Source organism: Lyngbya sp. PCC 8106, assembly GCF_000169095.1.
Classification (GTDB): Bacteria; Cyanobacteriota; Cyanobacteriia; order Cyanobacteriales; family Microcoleaceae; genus Capilliphycus.
Window position 1 is genome coordinate 218,926 of record NZ_AAVU01000004.1, and the last position, 20,199, is coordinate 239,124.

The 20,199-nt window shown below is 40.8% G+C and carries 17 protein-coding genes; 8 read left to right on the forward strand and 9 right to left on the reverse strand.

Annotation, left to right across the window (positions count from 1 at the left end; genetic code table 11):
• Nucleotides 1-45: 45 nt before the first annotated feature.
• Nucleotides 46-1,476, reverse strand: a complete 1,431-nt coding sequence (locus L8106_RS04630; RefSeq protein ID WP_009783047.1) for a GTP-binding protein — start codon at nt 1,474-1,476, stop codon at nt 46-48.
• A 235-nt stretch (nt 1,477-1,711) separates the two neighbouring features.
• On the opposite strand from L8106_RS04630, the gene L8106_RS04635 reads away from it, so the two are divergent.
• A complete protein-coding gene (locus L8106_RS04635; RefSeq protein WP_009783049.1) occupies nt 1,712-2,218 on the forward strand; it encodes a GNAT family N-acetyltransferase in 507 nt (168 codons plus the stop codon).
• A 48-nt stretch (nt 2,219-2,266) separates the two neighbouring features.
• Here the strand turns inward: L8106_RS04635 and L8106_RS04640 are convergent, their stop codons facing one another.
• A complete protein-coding gene (locus L8106_RS04640) occupies nt 2,267-2,572 on the reverse strand; it encodes a hypothetical protein (protein WP_009783050.1) in 306 nt (101 codons plus the stop codon).
• Between the two features lie 85 nt (nt 2,573-2,657).
• Between L8106_RS04640 and L8106_RS04645 the strand changes: the two genes are divergently transcribed.
• Both L8106_RS04645 and L8106_RS29360 read left to right on the forward strand, forming a co-directional pair.
• Entirely contained in the window at nt 2,658-3,701 is a 1,044-nt protein-coding gene (locus L8106_RS04645; RefSeq protein WP_009783051.1) for a hypothetical protein, read from the forward strand.
• A gap of 267 nt (nt 3,702-3,968) precedes the next feature.
• The gene (locus tag L8106_RS29360) at nt 3,969-6,014 is read left to right on the forward strand and encodes a Hemolysin-type calcium-binding toxin (protein ID WP_009783052.1); all 2,046 of its coding nucleotides are present in this window, start codon (nt 3,969-3,971) and stop codon (nt 6,012-6,014) included.
• Nucleotides 6,015-6,311: 297 nt separating this feature from the next.
• Here L8106_RS29360 and L8106_RS04660 read toward each other — a convergent pair whose 3' ends face one another.
• Complete coding sequence (locus L8106_RS04660) at nt 6,312-7,604, reverse strand: hypothetical protein (protein ID WP_009783054.1); 1,293 nt, start codon at nt 7,602-7,604, stop codon at nt 6,312-6,314.
• 359 nt (nt 7,605-7,963) lie between these two features.
• On the opposite strand from L8106_RS04660, the gene murF reads away from it, so the two are divergent.
• On the forward strand, nt 7,964-9,367 hold the full coding sequence (gene murF, locus L8106_RS04665; protein WP_009783055.1) for a UDP-N-acetylmuramoyl-tripeptide--D-alanyl-D-alanine ligase: 1,404 nt from the start codon (nt 7,964-7,966) through the stop codon (nt 9,365-9,367).
• A gap of 54 nt (nt 9,368-9,421) precedes the next feature.
• On the opposite strand, the gene L8106_RS04670 is transcribed toward murF, so the two are convergent.
• From L8106_RS04670 to L8106_RS04675, 3 genes are read right to left on the reverse strand one after another with little or no spacing between them, the layout of a single operon-like run.
• Entirely contained in the window at nt 9,422-9,790 is a 369-nt protein-coding gene (locus L8106_RS04670; RefSeq protein ID WP_009783056.1) for a nuclear transport factor 2 family protein, read from the reverse strand.
• Between the two features lie 6 nt (nt 9,791-9,796).
• Nucleotides 9,797-9,949, reverse strand: coding sequence for a hypothetical protein (locus L8106_RS31265; protein ID WP_156803583.1), 153 nt, complete (start codon nt 9,947-9,949; stop codon nt 9,797-9,799).
• A gap of 30 nt (nt 9,950-9,979) precedes the next feature.
• Nucleotides 9,980-10,867 carry a methyltransferase domain-containing protein gene (locus L8106_RS04675; RefSeq protein WP_009783058.1) on the reverse strand — a complete coding sequence of 296 codons (888 nt, stop codon included), beginning with the start codon at nt 10,865-10,867 and terminating at the stop codon, nt 9,980-9,982.
• A gap of 238 nt (nt 10,868-11,105) precedes the next feature.
• Here L8106_RS04675 and L8106_RS04680 point away from each other — a divergent pair, with 238 nt between their 5' ends.
• A complete protein-coding gene (locus L8106_RS04680) occupies nt 11,106-12,455 on the forward strand; it encodes a TrkH family potassium uptake protein (RefSeq protein WP_039895501.1) in 1,350 nt (449 codons plus the stop codon).
• Between the two features lie 4 nt (nt 12,456-12,459).
• Entirely contained in the window at nt 12,460-13,164 is a 705-nt protein-coding gene (locus L8106_RS04685; RefSeq protein ID WP_009783060.1) for a TrkA family potassium uptake protein, read from the forward strand.
• 41 nt (nt 13,165-13,205) lie between these two features.
• Here the strand turns inward: L8106_RS04685 and L8106_RS04690 are convergent, their stop codons facing one another.
• A complete protein-coding gene (locus L8106_RS04690; RefSeq protein WP_009783061.1) occupies nt 13,206-13,982 on the reverse strand; it encodes a YebC/PmpR family DNA-binding transcriptional regulator in 777 nt (258 codons plus the stop codon).
• 125 nt (nt 13,983-14,107) lie between these two features.
• On the reverse strand, nt 14,108-16,210 hold the full coding sequence (locus L8106_RS04695; RefSeq protein WP_071941365.1) for a PAS domain S-box protein: 2,103 nt from the start codon (nt 16,208-16,210) through the stop codon (nt 14,108-14,110).
• 520 nt (nt 16,211-16,730) lie between these two features.
• On the opposite strand from L8106_RS04695, the gene L8106_RS04700 reads away from it, so the two are divergent.
• Together L8106_RS04700 and L8106_RS29370 are read left to right on the forward strand one after the other, a co-directional pair.
• Nucleotides 16,731-17,072: a 2Fe-2S iron-sulfur cluster-binding protein gene (locus L8106_RS04700; protein WP_009783063.1), complete on the forward strand. Its 342-nt coding sequence runs from the start codon at nt 16,731-16,733 to the stop codon at nt 17,070-17,072.
• Nucleotides 17,073-17,404: 332 nt separating this feature from the next.
• Nucleotides 17,405-19,303, forward strand: a complete 1,899-nt coding sequence (locus L8106_RS29370) for a GDSL-type esterase/lipase family protein (RefSeq protein ID WP_009783065.1) — start codon at nt 17,405-17,407, stop codon at nt 19,301-19,303.
• An 85-nt stretch (nt 19,304-19,388) separates the two neighbouring features.
• Here L8106_RS29370 and L8106_RS04710 read toward each other — a convergent pair.
• Nucleotides 19,389-20,199, reverse strand: an 811-nt coding sequence (locus tag L8106_RS04710; protein WP_009783066.1) for an HNH endonuclease family protein, incomplete at its 5' end; no start/stop codon positions are given.

The window sequence follows — 20,199 nt, forward strand, 5'->3', positions numbered from 1 at the left end:
CTCCGACTCAGCCAACAACTTTTTTGAATATTAGGGTTGTGAAAATCATTCTTTTTGGGGTATCGAATGACGAGTTAAATCCAGTTTGGCTTGTAATTCAGCTTTAATGCGATTGAGGATAGACGTCTCATCCAAAGAAGCAAGAATCCGTTTAACGACAGCTTTTGGCGCCTCATCTCCCCAAGACGCACCATTCGCAAGGTAAGTTTTCGTGACCTGTCCAATCCCATAGGAAGAAACCCCAGCAACACCCGCTTGTGTAATCGCCACCGACATATAAGGAATTAACGTAGCACCTCCCGTCATCGGTGCGGTCACTCCTAATAATCCTTTTAAAGAACTTAAACCCAAATTCGCCACTAATTCACTTGCCGTAATTCCACCCATACCAATCGCAATTTTTTGTAATAAATCAATTGCACCTTGTTGGGTCATAGAAATCCCATATAATTTAGATAAAGTCAGGATCATACTAATATCAATAATCGCTCCACTTACTAAGTCAATAATCGTCATAGGATTTAAGGCAATCGCGACGGCTTTGGTCATCGCTCCATTCCAAATTACCCGATTGGCACTTTGTTCTCGAATCTCCATTTTTCGCTGTACTAACTGTTCGTTAATATCTCCAGCGTAGAGCATTGTATTGAGTGCAACTAATGATTTTCCTTCCCGATCTAAAATTTCCAGAATTTTGAGTTTGAGGTGTTCAACTTGGGGTTCAGAACGAGTTAATTGAGGTTGAATACTACCATCAGGACGACGAACTGCGGTCGCAATTAACGGAGATGCCGCAGCCATAACAATTTCATCAGGAGACAACAATTCTTTGACCCGATCATCCCGAATTTTATGATAAATTGCCATGCGGTCTGCTTCAGGATATTGGTCAACTTTATTAAACACTAATAACATCGGTTTTCCGGCTTCTCGCAGTTGAGATAACGCCTCATATTCAACTTGAGTAATATCTCCCGCAATTATAAATAAGAGTAAATCAGCCCGTTGTGCAACTTGATGTGCAATTTTTTCTCGGGTTTTTCCATCAACTTCATCAATTCCCGGAGTGTCTATCAATTCAACTTGAGAAATGCGATAGGAAACCACATCATTTCCCATATCAGAAGTTTGGATAGACGGGTTAGAAACGTGCCAACTTTGGGCTTGAGTCGCTTGAGTCACACCATGAATAGGGCCAGTTTCAAAGATATTTTGACCTAAAAGCGCATTCAAAATCGAGGACTTACCCCGTCCTACCATCCCAAATACTGCAATTTGGACGCGAGTTTGTTCGAGTTTATCCATCATCGTCTCTAACCCCTGTATTTCCGTTTCGAGTCCGGCTCGTTCCTCGGGGGTTAAATCCAGATGGCCAACAATTTCACGCATCACATCCTGAGCATCCCGCAGGTTTAACTCCGCTTGAATGTCGGTGAAGTTTAAAATTGTATTGTTAAGTTCGTCGTCTAGGTTCATCTGATTCCTTTCAACTCCCCGCAGTGGGTTCTTTCTCTGCTCTCTCACCCTATCGTATCTTTATAATCTGCTCAAATTTTGATCTGAAGGAATGGATATCCAGTCGGAAAACTGACTTGACACTCTCCAGAATAACGGATAATGATATTATTCCTCAACTTCTGTTGATTTTAACTGATGTTGAGTGCTTGTTGAGTGTTTTTATTAATGATCTGGTGAATTTTTTAAAACTCAAATGACTCCTATCATTCGTTTTTCTCAACCCTCGGATATTTTTCAGCTTACTGAAATTTATAATTATTATATTCTCAATACGGCGATTACTTTTGATCTCAAACTGTTTACGGTAGAACGTCGCACGGAAGAATGGTTTGAACATTATTCTTCTACAGGTCGTTATCAGTTGTTTGTTGCTGAAGTTGAAGGTCAAGTCGTCGGCTATGCTAGCAGTAGTCGTTTTAGAGCTAAAGCAGCTTATGAAACGTCTATAGAAACCAGTGTTTATGTTCATCCCAAAACCATCAAAAAAGGAATCGGGAGTTTACTTTATTCGGCGCTATTTGAATCTTTAAAAACTGAGGATGTACATCGCGCCTATGCGGGAATTACGTTGCCAAATCCAGCCTCTATTGCGGTGCATCAAAAGTTTGGATTTCAGAGTGTTGGTGTCAATCGAGAGGTGGGTCGTAAGTTTGATCGATATTGGGATGTAGAGTGGTTTGAGAAGTGTTTACCCTCTTAATTTAGGTTGAGAGTCTAGTCGGAAGAGTCATTAGCTGAGTCGGTCGGGTCAATGGCTTGCTGTCTGAGTACACCACATACAACTGTATGTATTGATTTTCAGGGATTTGACCGAGTTAACCGCACCACAAACTCCCAAAAAACAATTAACTTTTGTAACTTCTTCCAGAATTCCCGTAAAAACCGCCAACCCCATCTGATAGAGAAAGTGAACGGTTAAACCGTTACTAGCTGTTCGAGGATTTAAAACTCGATCAAAGCGAATATTGTCAGCACTGTTCTCGGCTTCAATCTCAGTCCCATGACTTGCGAGAATCGCTGACCGTCGATGAGAAACAAACAAACCAAAGGTCAAGCTTTATATTCGGCTTGCTCCGGGGATTTTTTGTGCAAATTTACCGACAATAATCAACCGACATCTACCCAATAGGAGTATCACGATGACGACATATTTAACAACTCGACTCACCAATGATTTTAATGATGATACCAATCCTCAAGTGTCAAATCTTGGTGATGTTGTTTGGGAATCTGAGTTTTCTTTCGGCGATCGCGATCTCGGTTATTACAATGGTATTACCGAAGAAGTAACAACCATTGCTAATGATTTTAATGATGAAACCAATCCTCAAATTTCTGAATTTGGTGATGTGGTCTATGAGTGGGAATTTAGCACTGGGGATTCAGATATCCGCTTCTATGATGTGCTTGAGGATTCGACGAGGTTTCCTGCTCCTATAGGCATTGACCAAACTAATCCTCAAATCTCAGGGAATCGGGTTGTGTATGAACATGAGTCCACTTCCTCTAATACAGACATCTATTTATATAATGACTTTACCCGCACAAATACTCCGATTGCCCAGACATTTTTTAATGAAGTCAATCCCCAAATAGCAGGTAATTTCGTTGTTTATGAACGGGAAATTAGTAATTCTAACACGGATGTTTACCTCTACGACGACTTAACCGGAATCACCATTCCGATTTCAACTACAAGCCGCAATGAAACCAATGCCCAAGTTTCTGAATCTGGAGATGTGGTTTATGAGTTTGAGTTTAGCAGCACAGATTCCGATATTTATATCCGTGACTTCTTTTCTGGAAAAATTTCCACTTTAGCCAACACTACCAACGATGAAATTAATCCTCAAATAGCAGGTAACTATGTTACCTGGCAGGCTTGGGATGGTAATGACTGGGAAATCTATCTCCACGATCAACTCACAGGCGAGATCACTGCACTTACCGATAACACTAAAGATGATATCGATCCCCAAGTTTCCGATTTAGGTTATGTCGTCTGGGAACATGAATTTAGTTCCTCTGATACGGATATCTATCTGTATGATGGTTCAGAGATTGAATTCTTGGCTGATAGCTTTAATGATGAAGTTAACCCTCAAATTTCCGATAATCATGTAACTTGGGAAGCCTGGGATGGTAATGATTGGGAAATCTACACGGCGACCATTTTTGAATAATCATCTAAAACCGAATAGAGGAATCGAACTGGCAAAATTGATTCCTTGGCCTCACTTAACTCTGGGTTGAGTAACTAACCACTTTTTTAACGGGTTAAAACTGAATAAAAGATGCAGTTTCAATTTCTCAACTAAGTGAGGTGAGGCATTATTTCGGATTGAGAAAAAAGAAAACCAGACAGCCACACTAAACTCCAATCGGAAGAAAAATTCTGACTTCAATTCAAGTCAGACACCCTGGGAAAACTTTACTTGACAGCTAATATTATGGAACCCGAAACTCGCTTAGAACTACAACCCGAATCCTCCGAAGAAGACACTTCTCTACCCGAATCTCAAACTTCAGAAAGTCCTGAGTTAGAAGATGAAGAAGACTCGCCCCTACTTGATCCACAACCCGAAATTGCTGAGAGTGGAGAATCTGATTCCGCTTCCAATGCTGAAGATTTGTCGGAGAGTGAACCCCGATCTCCCGTTGAATCTTCTGAGGATGAATCCAAAGAAACCCCTGCATCTTCTGACCCCCAAATTATTCAACCGGAGTCAAAGTCAGGTTCAAATTCCGATGTAGACGTTCCTCCAGAATCCAATACAGAACCCGAAACCCGCACAGAAGTCGAACCGGAATCCCCGGATGAAAACACTCCTCCACCCCAATCTCAAACTCCTCAGAGTCCCAACTTGGAGGATGAACAAGATTCACCCCTAAACCCCCAACCTGAAATCGATGAGACGGAAGAAGATTCTCCGCCACAAGCGGAGGTTGAACCGCCTGAGAGTGAACCCCGATCTCCCGTTGAATCTTCTGAGGATGAATCCAAAGAAACCCCTGCATCTTCTGACCCCCAAATTATTCAACCGGAGTCGAAGTCAGGTTCAAATTCCAATGTAGAGATTCCTCCAGAATCCAATACAGAACCCGAAACCCGCACAGAAGTCGAACCGGAATCCCCGGATGAAAACACTCCTCCACCCCAATCTCAAACTCCTCAGAGTCCCAACTTGGAGGATGAACAAGATTCACCCCTAAACCCCCAACCTGAAATCGATGAGACGGAAGAAGATTCTCCGCCACAAGCGGAGGTTGAACCGCCTGAGAGTGAACCCCGAACTCCCGTTGAACCGTCCGAAGATGAACCGAAAGAAACCCCGACAACGACTGACCCTCAAACAACCCCTGAACCCGAGTCAAAATCCGGTTCAGATTCCAATGTAGACGTTCCTCCACAATCCAATACAGAACCGGAAACTCGTCCCGAAGTCGAACCGGAACCCCCCGATGACACGACACCCGATAATCCCCAACCGACTCAACCGGATTCTCAACCGGATTCTCAACCCGAAGATCCCGATGTAGACCCGCCTTCGACTCCGGACAATATACCTGTTGTTGGTACTCCATCAATGGATGATTTTCCACCGACCACCGAAGAGGAGTCTTTACCCGAACCTGTTCTCACACCCGAACCCGAGTTTGAACCGACTCCTCCAGATATCTCCGGTTTCACAGTTTTGACCATTAGTGGTACCGATTCCAGCGATAATCTTCTCGGTAGTGACAATGACAGTGAAATTTTCAGAGGATTTTCTGGAGACGATATTATCTTTGGTTTTGCACAACCGGATAACTTTTTTGGAGGTGAGGGTAATGACTTGATGTTTGGAAATCAAAATGAGGATTTTCTAGAGGGAAACGACGGTAACGATACCGTGTTTGGCGGTAAAGAAAATGATACATTATTGGGTAATGCGGGTGAAGATAGTCTATTTGGCGATCAAGATGATGACCTACTCTATGGCGGAGAAAATGCAGACTGGCTCAATGGTAATTTAGGGAATGACACCATTAAAGGAGGAGACGGTGATGATTTAGCCTACGGAGGACAAGGTAATGATGTTCTCGAAGGTGAAGCCGGAAATGACCTCGTGAGTGGAGATAACGGAGATGATGTGTTGATTGGTGCCGATCCCAATATAACTGATGCCGGACAGAACGAAATTGATACATTAGTGGGAGGGGTCGGAGCGGATACGTTTGTGCTGGGCGATGAGATTCAAGTTTATTATGATGATGGCGATCTTAATAGCTCCGGTTTAGAAGATTACGCTCTGATTCAAGATTTCGACAACACTCAAGATATTATTCAACTCGCAGGAAATGCGGAAGATTATCGACTGGATGTTCAACCCGAGGGTTTACCTCAAGGAACTGCACTCTATCATACTGTTGGGGGTCAAGATGAACTGATTGCGATTATTCAGGGAACATCTTTCCCTGTTGTGCTTGAAGAAGATTACTTTACGTTTGTTTAATTCCGTTTTAGAAATTGACGATGTGAAGCGGACAGGTTATCTGAAATTAAACAAAAAACAAAAATGGTTTAACCTGTCCAACTTGAATATGAAATCTAACTTAAAAAGGGTCTTGCCAACGCTGCAAAACCTGATCAAAGTGAGGCATTTTAAAGATGATTTAATGAAATCTAATAAGAATTATTATAGCCTCCTCGTCGCTGTTTGCCATTATTTTAACGGGGTTTAGCTTTATTAACGATGACCATAAAGTTAGGGCTTAGAGCAACTCTTTTTGAGGGTTTGTATGAATGCTCATTAGCGAATAAATGAAAGGTCAACTCGTCCAAAATTAGTGGTTAAAGCGATATTCAAATTTTCCAGAACTTTAATTAACCATTGCACTCCATCTTGAGTTGTGGATTCGTAATGGTTGAAAATAATGGAAAGTCGCTTTTCTAGATAGGGTTTAACTTTGCGACAAACTAGAATAATTTTTAACAGTAAACCCACTGTAAAGGTTGGCCCCACATTAGCAATTAAGTCAATGAAGACAAAGTGATTAGGTTTTTGAGGACTCTCGACAATGAGAAAGTTTAACATTTGACTACAGGTTCTCAGGAGCAAAAACTCACTAAAAGGTTCATCATCACTATGAGGAATAATCAGTTCTAATTGCTTGTATAGTTTATCACTAAATTGACATTTGCTGTAAGCAGAACCGAAAGATTTGGGGTTAAGATAATCATAAAAATCATCTTTGAAATCTCGAAAGGTTGGCGTAAAACTGGAGTGAGTGATAAAGCGTTGAGCCTTGTCGCGATAAGTCTCTGCTCCTTCTACTTTTCCGACAAATTGTTTTAAAGCACAAAAAAGTTCTCGGTTACTTAAGAGGGTTGGGTTATCAATAGGAGATTTAATCTTTTTCGCTGCTTCTCTAGAGACTCGTGCAACTTCTGCTCGTCGCCATTGATGTGCTGAATATTGGGATAAATCGAGTTCAAATTTTCGCTGCTTTTGAGCTTGAATATTCCGAATCATTTGCTGATGTTCATAGGAACTATAATCACTGAGCAAACAATGGGTATATAAGTAGGGATAGCGAGGGATTAGGGTTCTTAACGGTTGGCTAGAAAGAGGACGAGAATGACGCCCCGAAGACTGACACAGCACTTCTGCAAATCGCTTTAATGCGGAAAATTGTTCACTATGAACAAACTTTTGTGTCAGTTCGTTTAATCTTCTTAAACGTCTTGAGTAAGTGTAGCTACTGAATGTTTTTTCTGCGACTTTATCAAAAAGCGTCAGTAACTCGTTAATTGCTTCTTTTCGATTAGAAAGGAGTGTATGCCAACGATTGATTAAAATATAGCAGCAACGATTGAGAATGAAGTTAAAATCTTCATCCACTTGCTTAGTATTTAAGATTTTCTCTAAAACCTGAGCAATATGGCGATCTGGATATCCAGAACCCTCTATAAATAATAATCGAATGCGTTCGATCAGTTCCGAAGATCTTTCAACTTCAACTCGTTCGAGTAAGTGATCGTAGAGTTGCTGTTCTTCCGGGGAAATTAACCGACGGTAAGTGCTGACTGACTGTTTGTTCATTTGAGATCACAAATCCACCCTAAATCATATTCTTTCAGAAGATGGGCTAATTAAACTTTCAAGAACTCGCAAAAATTTTCCGCTGGAGGACATCTCACTCCAGATCACGTTTACCCCAGGTTAAAACTCTACAACAGACAATATTACAGAACAACAGTCCAGCTTCACTACAATTTTGAAACCAAGGTTGTATAAACTAGACTCTCCAATTGTTCAACTGTTGTCTGGCTCCCAAACACCTATAAGTTACTCTAATCAATGCACGAGAAATAAGATAAGTTTGCTTCAGATTCTATCAAGATGCCTAAACTCTGAAATAATAATGGCAACTTTACCGTCAAACTCTAAATGTTTCCAGGATGTTCAGCCCTATTACATTAACCCAACTCTCTCAAATTTTAGCGGTTTCTTTACCTCCGCAGTGTGACACCCCCCAAGACACTCCAGTGATCGCTATCACGACTGATACTCGTACCCTTCAACCCGGAGAAGCTTTTTTGGCTTTAAGAGGTGAACGGTTTGATGGTCATCACTTTGTTGAACAGGCGATCGCTCAGGGCGCAGTGTGTGCCATTGTAGACGCAGACTTTACTGCTGACAATCCAAATTTACCTTTACTCACTGTTCAGGACAGTCTAGCAGCTTACCAGACCATCGCTCGTTGGTGGCGAGAACAATTCACCATTCCCATTATTGGTGTTACGGGTTCGGTGGGGAAAACAACAACTAAAGAGTTAATTGCTGCGGTTCTCGGTACTCAAGGAAACGTTCACAAAACTCAAGCGAATTATAATAATGAAATTGGAGTTCCGAAAACGCTCTTACAATTGAACTCTCATCACAATTATGCTGTGATTGAAATGGCCATGCGAGCCAGAGGAGAAATCGCTTTATTAACTCAAATTGCTCGCCCTACAATTGGCTTAATTACCAATGTTGGAACGGCTCATATCGGACGACTGGGTTCAGAACAGGCGATCGCTGAAGCTAAATGTGAATTACTAGCTGAAATGCCTCAAAATAGCGTTGCTGTTCTCAACTGTGATCACCACCGTTTGATGGATACAGCCGCTACAGTTTGGTCTGGAGAAACCCTCACCTATGGCTTAGAAGGAGGAGACTTACAAGGTGAATTAATCGACGCTCACACCCTCCGCGTTGAAGGTTTAGATTTACCTTTACCTTTACCAGGATATCACAATGCGTCTAATTTTTTAGCGGCTTTAGCTGTTTTTAAAATTATTCAAGGTCAAGGTTTATCTCCGACTGAACTGTATACACCTTTACAGACAGGCTTATCGGTTCAACTCCCAGAAGGACGAGCTAAACGTTACGAGCTTTCTAATGATATTGTGATTTTAGATGAAACTTACAATGCGGGATTAGAATCAATGATCGCTGCTTTAAAGTTGTTGATGGAAACCCCCGGTCAGCGTTTTATTGCGGTACTCGGAACGATGAAAGAACTCGGAGAGCGATCGCTAGAATTTCATCAAAAAGTTGGCAAAATGGCTCAAGAGCTTAATTTGGATGCACTGTTTATTTTAGCAGATGCTGAAGAAGCGATCGCTATGGCAACGGGTGCAAAAGGTTTATCTGTTGTTGAAATTGGCAAAATGGAAGTTGAGAATATTCACAATCAAATTGCCGAACAATTAATTGAATTTATTCAACCCGGTGATCGGATTTTATTCAAAGCGTCTCATTCGGTTGAACTCTATCGGGTTGTAGAAAAAGTGCGAAAAACTCTCGAATCAAATTGAAACTTATTGAAATGCGGACTTTTATTCAAAAAAGAGCGTTGTCTCTCTCCATCTTCATCTAGGAATTGAATCAGATTTGGAGTTTGAGGAAGGTTTATCAAGTTGATCGATGTATTGCCAATACTTAATTTTGTCATTTTCTAGGGTAAAAATAATCGCATCTTCTGCATAGGAAAGTTCCCCAGTTTCGCGGTTAACCTCACTCCAATTCCATTCTACAGCAACTTGATTATCGTTTTCAATAATCCGATTAATTTCAATCTTAACCACAGAATTTGAGGCAAAAAAATCGACTGCCGCTTGTTTAATTTGTTGTTTTCCGTGCAAACGAGAAGATGAAACAATAAACAGAGAATCTTCTGCAAAATCAGCAATAATTTGGTCAACATCACCCGTTAACCATGCTTCAGCTTGTCTATTCACTAATTGTTAAATTTGAGAATAATCTGCATTTTGATTAGACATTAATTTATTTTGAGTGTCATTTAAAACAGAATAAAAAACAAGGGGTTCAGCCACAACCAACCTCACCCCAACTTCCCAAAAAACAAAAACTGAAATCATTAAAACAAATAGCCGCATGATCTCTAACTTAAATCGTTTTGAGATCATCTATTTAAGAGATTTAGTTCCCCGCAATAAACCAAACTTAATCAATTCTCGTTCATAGCCTTGACTCATCAACCCTAAAGATAAAGCCGCTTCAATCGTTGTCCAACCCGATGATAATAAACCCAGAATTGATTTTAAATTAAAAGCCGAATCAATGACAATATTCCAAAACGGCGCAACCGCTTTTGACCAGTCTGCGGTTTGAATAGAATCAAAGCCAGTTTTGATCGCAATTGCCTCATATTCCGGTAAAGAAATCACATAAGGTAAAGCATAAACGCGATAAATTTCCGCTAAATGTTTGCGTTCATCATCAGTGAGTTCAGGCGCCGTTGGCCAGACTGGACGATGACACCAAGTTGCCATCAAAAATAATCCACCCGGCTTTAAAACTCGATAGCATTCCTGTAAAAATTGAATTTTATTGGGCATATGTTCGCCGCTTTCGAGTGACCAAACCAAATCAAAGGAATCATCCTCAAACGGCATTTCTAGGGCATTCGCGACTCGAAAATTAACATTTTGACTCAACTGGGCGGCTTGGGCGCGTTCAGTCGCCCGGTTCGCCTGGACGGGGCTGAGAGTAATCCCTGTGGCTTGGGCTTGAAACTTTTCAGCTAAGTATAAAGTGCTACCCCCAATCCCACAACCAATATCTAAAATTTGGGAAAACTTTGATTTTTCCGCCAGGGGTTGACCCTCTGGGCTTTCCATTCCCCAGGCGAGAAATTCCTCAATCAAATCAATCTGGGCTTGACGTCGCTCTTTGGTGAGGTTTCCTTCCGGGCCATAATAGCCATGGTGCATATGTTCGCCCCAAACCTCCTCCCACAGAGTCGAGGAAGCATCGTAGAATTGTTGAATCTGTTGATAAAGTGTTGAGGTCATCGCCCAAGGTATGTGTTTTACTGAAAGTCTATTATCAGCCTATTGGTCGTTGCTTGTTCGTCTTGCAACCCCAAATAATCGTGATAATGAAGCATGATTGCACAAAAGTCCTCACAGGGCGAGCGAGATTGAGTTTTTAAAATCCTCAAGGGAGTCACAGATTACTCCGTCAGACAACAACAGAGACAGCACGAACTGTTGCTCAATCTAAACTCTAAATTCTAGAACTGAAAATCGAATGACTATATCGAGAACAATTTGCTTAGGCTTCTTGACTGTAATTTCAGCCGGGACTGTCTTGCTGTTGATGCCATTTTCCTTAGGTGAGGAAGCACTTGTACACAGCCCGATCACCACATTGATCACGGCTTTATTTACCGCGACATCAGCCGTTTGTGTTACGGGTTTATCAGTTGTAAATGTGGGAGAATATTATTCCTTTTGGGGACAGTTTGTTTTGATTTTGTTAGTCGAAGTGGGTGCTTTGGGTTACATGACCGCAACGACAATTTTATTGCTAATTATCGGTCGAAAATTTGGCTTGAGAGATAAACTTGCTTTGCAACAAACTTTAGACACAACTGGATTAGGAGGAGTGGTTTCTCTGGTCAAATCTGTAATCGCTACCATGATTTTATTTCAGTTAACGGGAGTTTTCCTATTATTAACAGTTTTTGTGCCAGACTATGGGTTTCAGCAAGGACTATGGCTATCTATTTTTCATAGCGTTAATGGATTTAATAATGCTGGATTTAGTTTGTTTGCTGATAGTTTAGTCCGATATGTGACCTCTCCGATGTTGAATCTAACACTTACGACTCTGATTATCTTTGGTGGTTTAGGATATCAGGTGATTATTGAGTTGTACTTGGGGATACGAGAACGTTTATCCCGAAATCGATCTCACCGGGAGTTTTCCCTTCACTTTAAAGTTGTCACCAGTACCACATTTTTTCTATTGATTTTAGGAACAATTTTGATTTTTAGTGTAGAGTTTAATAATCCTGATACGCTTGAATCCCTAACTTTATCTGAAAAGATTATGGCGGCTTGGTTTCAATCTGTGACCATTCGGACGGCAGGTTTTAACACCATTAATACAGGAGGTATGACAGCCGCAGGATTATTTATAACTGTAATTTTAATGTTTGTTGGTGCGAGTCCAGGAAGTACCGGAGGTGGAATTAAAACCACCACAGCTAGAGTGTTACTCCAATGTACAAAAGCAACATTGCAAGGTCGGGATGAAGTGCTATGCTATCAACGTCAAATTCCAGAGAATTTAATTTTAAAAGCTGTTTCTGTTGTAGTGGGTTCAAGTTTAGTCGTTTTCTTATCGACTCTTTTCGTCAGTTTATTACAATCAAATTTAGATTTTTCTGAAGTCTTTTTTGAGATTGTTTCTGCATTTGCTACAGTGGGATTATCAACCGGAATTACTGGACAGTTATCTCCTCCCTCTCAATTAGTTGTCATTGCCACAATGTATATTGGTCGAGTGGGTGTATTGTTATTAATGTTGGCTATCGTTGGAGATCCCAAACCCACTTCTGTGGACTATCCCGAGGAAAATCTTTTAGTAGGTTAGAATAATGAGTTTATCATCCTTAAACTTTTTACGAAATTTTCGCACTGAAAAACAGCAATTTGCGATCATTGGAATGGGTCGTTTTGGTCGGGCTGTTGCTTTAACACTTCATAATGCAGGGTATGAAGTTTTAGCCGTTGATCGCGATGAAAAAAGAGTCAGTCAAGCTTTAAGTAATCGGATCGCTGCCCATGCCATTCAACTCGATTCTACTGAACTCAGTGCCTTAAAAGAAGCGGGAATTCTTGAGTTTAATACCGTGATTGTAGCGATTGGAAATTATTTAGCAGAAAGTGTAACCACCACGCTCACACTCAAAGAAGCAGGAATCGATTTTGTCGTCGCTAAAGCATCCTCAGAAACTCACATGAAAATCCTCAAAAAAGTGGGAGCCGATCATGTGGTTTTTCCTGAACGAGAAATGGGATGTGAACTCGCACGGTTATTAACAAAACCCCGAATTTTAGATCAGTTTGAACTCGATTCTAATTATAGTATTGTGGAAATGGTCGTTCCCAAAGAATTTGATGGCAAAACAATTGCTGAGTTAGAATTACGAAGTAAATATGGTTTAACCTTGCTGGTAATTCGGGATGACAAAGATAAATTAGAAATTAATCCCCTTCCCAATCGACGCTTGAAAAAAGAAACTATAATTGTGGTACTCGGCTCCAATGATGATATTAATCGCTTGATTGAAAAAAACTAGCGATCGCATTTAAAAGGGTTGATTTTTCGACTTCAAGCCCATTAAGTTTGCTCTGAATAAAGGGCTTGATAACATTCATCAGACATCTCAAAATTTGCAGTCACATTCTGAATATCATCGAGATCATCTAAAGCATCCATTAATTTCATCAACGATTCTGCTTGATCTTGATCGTTAATTTCAACCGTGTTATTCGGAATCCAGCGTAACTCCGCCTGAACAATGTTAAACCCTTTCTGTTGTAAAACTTGATTGAGAGTTTCTAAATTCTTTGTGTCTGTAAACACCTCCGCCCCATCTGTATCATCAACTGGGGTTAACTCATAGAATTCTGCTTCTCCCTCAACGGAGGCTTCGAGTAATTTTTCTTCGTCAATTGGCCCAGCTAAAGTGACAACGCCCTTTTGCTCAAACATCCAACTCACACAGCCTGTTTCCCCCAAGTTCCCCCCATTTTTATTAAAAGCAGTCCGCAGATCAGCGGCTGTACGATTGCGGTTATCGGTGAGTCCTTCGATTAAAATAGCCACACCTCCAGTTCCATAGCCTTCATAGCGAATAGCTTCCCATTCGGAACCATCCGCTTCAAAAGTACCTGTCCCCTTCGCGATCGCCCGATCAATATTGTCGTTAGGAATTCCTGCGGCTTTCGCCTTCTCAATAGCGGTTCTCAGTTGAAAATTAGCCCCCGGATCAGAGCCACCTGTGCGAGCCGCAACAATGATCTCCCGTGAGACTTTCGTAAAAACTTTACCTTTTACCGCATCAACTCGGGCTTTTTGGCGTTTGATATTCGCCCACTTACTATGTCCAGCCATACCCTCAGACAAACACAGCAACTTATTATTTTAGTATGAAATCGAAAAAATAGGCTACAGAAGTGATCAGAAGTCGTGAGGTCAAGATATTCCGACCTCCCCTCCCCATCTCCCCCGTCACTCTATCAATCGCTTTTAACCAGTGTATAAGGAATTCTAATGATAAATTCAGTTCCTCGCTCTAAATCAGAAAAACACTCCAACTGACCTCCATGTTGCTCAACCACTAAATGATAAGCAATAGATAACCCTAAACGAGTTTCTTGGTCATTTTTCACATTCAATAACGGTTGAAAAACCTGGCGACATTCTTCAGTTGTCATCCCCGGACTATTATCAGAAATCGAAATTGAAATCAGATCATCTTCTAAGCATTGAGTACGAACTCGAATCAGGGGACGTTTGATCACCTGTCCTCGAAGTATAGCCGTTTCTATCCGTTCAATACCAAAGGTAATTAAATTTAGAAAGACTTGATTCAACTGACTCGCGTAACACTGAACTCGGGGTAAATCTCCATACTCTTTAACCAATTCAATACTCGAACGTCCGCCTTTCGCTTGTAAGCGATTTTGTAAAATCATTAAAGCACTGTTGAGTCCTTCGTGAAGATCAACAGTTTTCACTTGTGCTTCATTGACATGAGTAAATAAACGCAGCGATCGCACGACATCTCGAATACGTTCTGCACCTAATTTCATCGATTCCAACAACTGAGGTAAATCTTGCTTAATAAAGCTCAGATCCATCTCCTCTAAAATTTCTTCAATATCTGCTGTCGGCTGCGGATAATTTTGTTGATAAAGTTCCAATAAACTCATCACTTCTTGTAGATAGTTCTGAGCATGAGACAAATTCCCAAAAATAAAGTTAACCGGATTATTAACCTCATGGGCAACTCCCGCAACTAACTGACTCAAAGATAACATTTTCTCTGTTTGAACCAGTTGAGCTTGAGTCCGCTGTAATTGTGCTAATGCTTCTTCTAACTCGACTCGGCGACGGGCTTCTCGTTCCTCGCTTTGGCGTAGTGCTACCTCCATTTGCTGACGTTGGGTAATATCTAACCCGACAAAAACAGCCGCTTTTCCCCGTTGATACTTCTGAGCAACAATCAGATAAGTTCGGGGTAAATCTTGAACATTGGCGGTAATTTCTTTAGAGTCAACCCATTTATGATTAGCAAAGAATTGATAAACAAATTGATTGAATTCGGGGCTGGTTTGTAAAAAACCGACTTCTCGACCAATAAATTCTTCTGCTGGAAAATTATAAGCTTGAGCGAGATGTTTATTCACCCCTAAATAACGTAAATCTGAACTAATCCAAGAGACTAATCCCGGAACGGCATTTAAAACCGCTTCTAGTTGATCTCGCGAAGCAGTAATGGCTGAATGAGCGGCTTTCTGATCCCCAATATCACGAACTAACCAACAAATTAGAGGTAAATTTTCTAAATTTTTAAGATGACTATTTTCTCCAGAAGATTGAGTGTCTAAGTAACTAGCACTCACTTCCACAGAGATAATTTTGCCGTTTTTTTTCTGATGACAAGACTGGAAACGTATATTTCCTTTTTTCTGAATTTTATTGTAGTGTTCTTGCCAGACAACTGCGGAAAGATCGGGATCAATCTCGTGTATGTTGAGTTGTAAAAGTTCAGCTTCAGAGTAACCTAGTAAATCACAAGTCGCCGGATTTGCATAACAAACTTGACCCTCGGAGGTCAGACAATAAATGGCATCACCTGCTTGATGAATAGCCAGTTGAGCTTGTTGTTGTTCCCGTTCTAATTGTTTGTGTTTGCTCAGATCTTCAAGATGAACAATCAAACCGCCAATATTTCCCTGATCGGTTAGCCAAGATTGGACATTAAATTTGACCCATCGACTGGCTTGTTCTGGTAATGAGATCAAGCATTCTATTTCCCACTGTTGGAGGTTTCCAGCCAAGCAATCCTGAACATTTTTGTTCCAGATATCCGGTAAATGGGAAAAGAGTTCATCGTCACAATATCCGACTAAATTGATACCCTCTTGACCAAAAAGAGTTTGCCACTGTTTAGACACGACAACATATCGCATCTGCCGATCTAACATGGCGACTGCCGTGGGCATATATTCTATGAATTTACCATAATTGCTTTGTTGGGAGGATGAGAGTTCAACAGAGGACTGTGAGACTGGGGAATTGTGGTTAGTGAGGTTTGCCTTGTTTTTTGGGGTCATGGGTGGAGGCCTCATGTCTGTATTTTTGGATATTTCCAGTGAGAATTGGGAGTGATCGAGGGATACATGATCGATTACAGGGTGATTTATAGTGTTTTCGGAATATTTGTCATGGGCAAACGCCCCTCTAGTTGAGGGGTATTACCCCCTATTGTAGAATTTAAGACTTTGATTAGTCTATATATATTTCGTAATTTGTTGGAATTTTTAATGAAAATATTGCGAAAATTTGTAACAAACGCTATGGAGACTAGATTGTACGGAGAACAAAAAGGGTAAAATCCTGAACACTATAAACACCTGCAAATATTTCCCGGATACGTCTGATTTCCAAATACGACCGCTTGATCAGGGGTCTAAACGGGAAATTCGGAATCACAGTGTTCAATCTTGATGTGGACACCACAAAATAGGTTGATATTTACAACTATACTCGGAGTTTTCAGAAAGTTCTGAGTTTTCTATAATTAAAGCTTGACATTCTCTGAACAAACTTTTCAGCTTAACAATTATTATTAGTATGGCAGTTTATCAAGTCCGATTCATTAATCAAACCCAAAGTCTTGATCAGATAATCGCAGTACCTGATGACGAATACATCCTCGATAGGGCAGAGGATCTCGGTATTCGTTTACCTTCAGGATGTAAAATCGGAAACTGTTCAGTTTGTGTTGCCAAGTTGCTTGTCGGTGAAGTCGATCAAAGTGAACAAAACTTCTTGAGTTCGTCTGAAATTGAAGCCGGATACACTGTTACCTGTGTTGCTTATCCTCGTTCTGATTGTACATTACAAACTCATCAAGAGCAACTTTTATATCAATTTTCTCTCTATTTCCAAGCTGATGATCGTTCATCTACTTAATCCTCCTCTTTAAGGTTTAAACTTTAAACTTTCACCCAGATTATAGAACTGAACATATTTTAACAAATCCCCATCAAAATGAAGAACTGGGGTAAAATTGAGCTAAGATTAACTCCAAACTAACCCCTCAAAAAAGAACTGAGTAGAGCCAGCCAATCTAGAATCAGGGGTTAGAGGTAGCGGAGATTAATGAAGATCAATAACAACAAAATAGTGACAGTTGTTGGAGTCGCAATGTTAAACTCTACACAAGGAAAAACTAAATTTTTGATTTCAGGGACATTTCAAATGAACACCTTTGAAGATAGTATTTGGAGACGGAGAAAACAAAAATGGCGTTAACACCAAACCCCGTGTTAGGTGCTTTAGTTGGAGATGATTCTGCGGAGTTGATAGCACTCACACCAGGACAACTCGCAAGCTTTCCTCTGGGCGTTATCGCTCTTGGAGGTAATGATACGGTTATCGGAGCCACGGATAGCGAACTAATTAGCGGTAATCAGGGAGCTGATCAACTTTCTGGAGGAGTTGGAAGTGATACCTTAGTGGGTGGAACTGAAAATGATCTTCTAGACGGACAAGCTGATAACGACTTTTTACTCGGTGACTCAGGCGCCGATTTGCTTCGAGGAGGAAGGGGTGACGATCAGCTATTTGGCGGCGCAGATAACAACGATATCTTATTCGGAGATGCGGGAAATGATCTCCTTGACGGGGGCTTAGGGATTGATGTCGTCACAGGTGGCGAAGGCATCGATATATTCGTACTCGCTCGTCGGGGAGCAGATGTCGATTTCTTCACTGATTTTGAAGATGGTATCGATTTAATGCAACTCCCGACCGGAATCACCTTCAACGATTTACAAATATTACCTCGCAATAGCAATGAAACCGTAATTTCATTTGCAGGTGAAGAAATCGCCGTTCTTGATGATATTGTGCCGTCTGCCATTACACTCGCTGATTTTGTTGGCGGAGAAGGGGGTAATAGCGGAGGTAACGACGGGAGTAACGACGGTGGAAGTGAGCCAATTGCTCGCGATAGTGGTGTCATTGTCCGACTTGACCAACAATTTCTCTACGACCCCAAATTTGATTCAACCGTCCGCATTATGCCCCTCGGTGACTCCATTACCCGAGGTCAAGTGGGTACCAGTGTACCAGAAGAAGTCGAAGAAGGTTATCGTCTGGGACTGTTCAATCGGCTGACTGATTTTGGCTTATCCGTCGATTTTGTCGGGAGTCAGTCTAGTGGTAGTGAAAACCTTTTCGACAAAGATCATCAAGGACATCCAGGATTTACCAGTAGACAGCTTACTCGCGGTCAGGGAGATGAGCCGGGTGTTGATGGATGGATACCCGCGGCGAATCCCGAAGTCATTTTGCTGATGGCGGGTACAAATAATTCTAATAATACCGCTGATCAAATGATTCAGGATTTGGATAGCTTGATTGACAGAATCTTCAATCAAAATGGTTTTACGGGAGAATTGCTCGTTTCAACAATTCCCCCTTTTAACTCAGAAAGTCGGTTATCAGAGCGTGTCCCCAATATCGAAGCCTACAATGCTCAAATTCCAACGGTTATTAACAACTATCTTCAGCAAGGAAAAACCATCACCTTTGTGGATATGTTCAACAGCCCGAATGGGTTAACCGCAGATGACATTACCCCTCCACCCGATGATCGCAACGGCATTCATCCCACGGTTATAGGCTATGACAAAATTGCTCAGTTTTGGTTTAATGAACTTCTCGGACGACTCGGTAGCGCAGAACCTCTAAGCGATGTTAATAATGCCACAGGAACCGATTTTAATGATGTGTTGGTGGGAAGTTCTACGAATAATACTATTGAGGGTCGTCGGGGTAATGATGTAGTTACAGGTGGCGGCGGTGCTGATTTATTTTCCTATGCCACACCCGATGCCGGAGTTGATATTATTTCTGATTTTGATGCGACTCAAGGTGATGCTATCGGTATCGCAGTTGCGAATTTTGGCGGGGGTTTAGTTGCAGGAACTTCTTTAAGTATTACGGCTTCACCGACTGGGACTCTTGTGGCGAGTGGCGCACCGACTCCTTTGGGTAACAATGCTAACTTCCTCTACAATACCTTATCGGGAGAGTTGAGCTTTGATGTTGATGGTGCAGGCGCTCAACCGAGTGTTCAATTGGCAATACTTACAGGCGCACCTCAATTAAGCGTTAGTCAGTTTTTGATTGCTTAGTTTCATTAATAAAAATATTCTTGGGGCGTAACAGTAGCGCCCTAAGTTATTTCAGAATGCTAATGTTAAACGGCTCTCTAATATTTTACTGATTCCTAACCCACATAGAGTCATAGCAATATTCAGCTAGCTCTTTTGTTCTTATTATAATTTCTTTCTCTCCCCATTGTTGAGGTCTGTTTTTCGTGAATTCTTTCGTTAGTGTAAAGTTTGATTTCTTGTATATCTCTATTTTTATATTAAAATCTTTATCGGCTGCTTGTTTGTTTAATTCTTCTCCTAAAGGCAATAAGTTCCCAATCAAACCTACACATTCCGTATTAGATGACTGAGGTAATATATGTTCCAATGTCATGCGATCAGGCTTGAACTCATTCGTTGTTTGTTTCGTCGATTCAATGTAGCTAAAAATATACTGAATTAGTTTTTTATTCTTAGTATATTTACTGATATATCTCAATTCAGAAAATTTATTTATGAATATACTTTTGGCAGGAATTCTAGTTTGTAATCGTTTTTGCAACTCGTCTAATACTACCTGGCAATCTCGTTTATTAGTTGTTTCAAGTAGTTGTATAGCCGCTGTATAATAACTTTTGTCAATACCTGAAGGTCTCATCGAACATATCGCATTAAAAGAGAAGTGAAATTTTTCAATAAAAGCCAGAATTTCTCTGACCTGAGATAATTTAACTTTCTTCTCCTCCAAAGTTTTAAAGAGACTTAATATAAAAGGTTTTTGTTGACTAACATTGAAAATTTTTAATGCTAGCAAAGATCTATATAAGTCTTTTTCTTCTTGTTGCTTAAAATCTTCTGTAATGGGAGATGATATTTTGATGTACAAACCAGCATCATTTACTAATTCGCCTAAAAAATTTTCACCTATTTCCCCA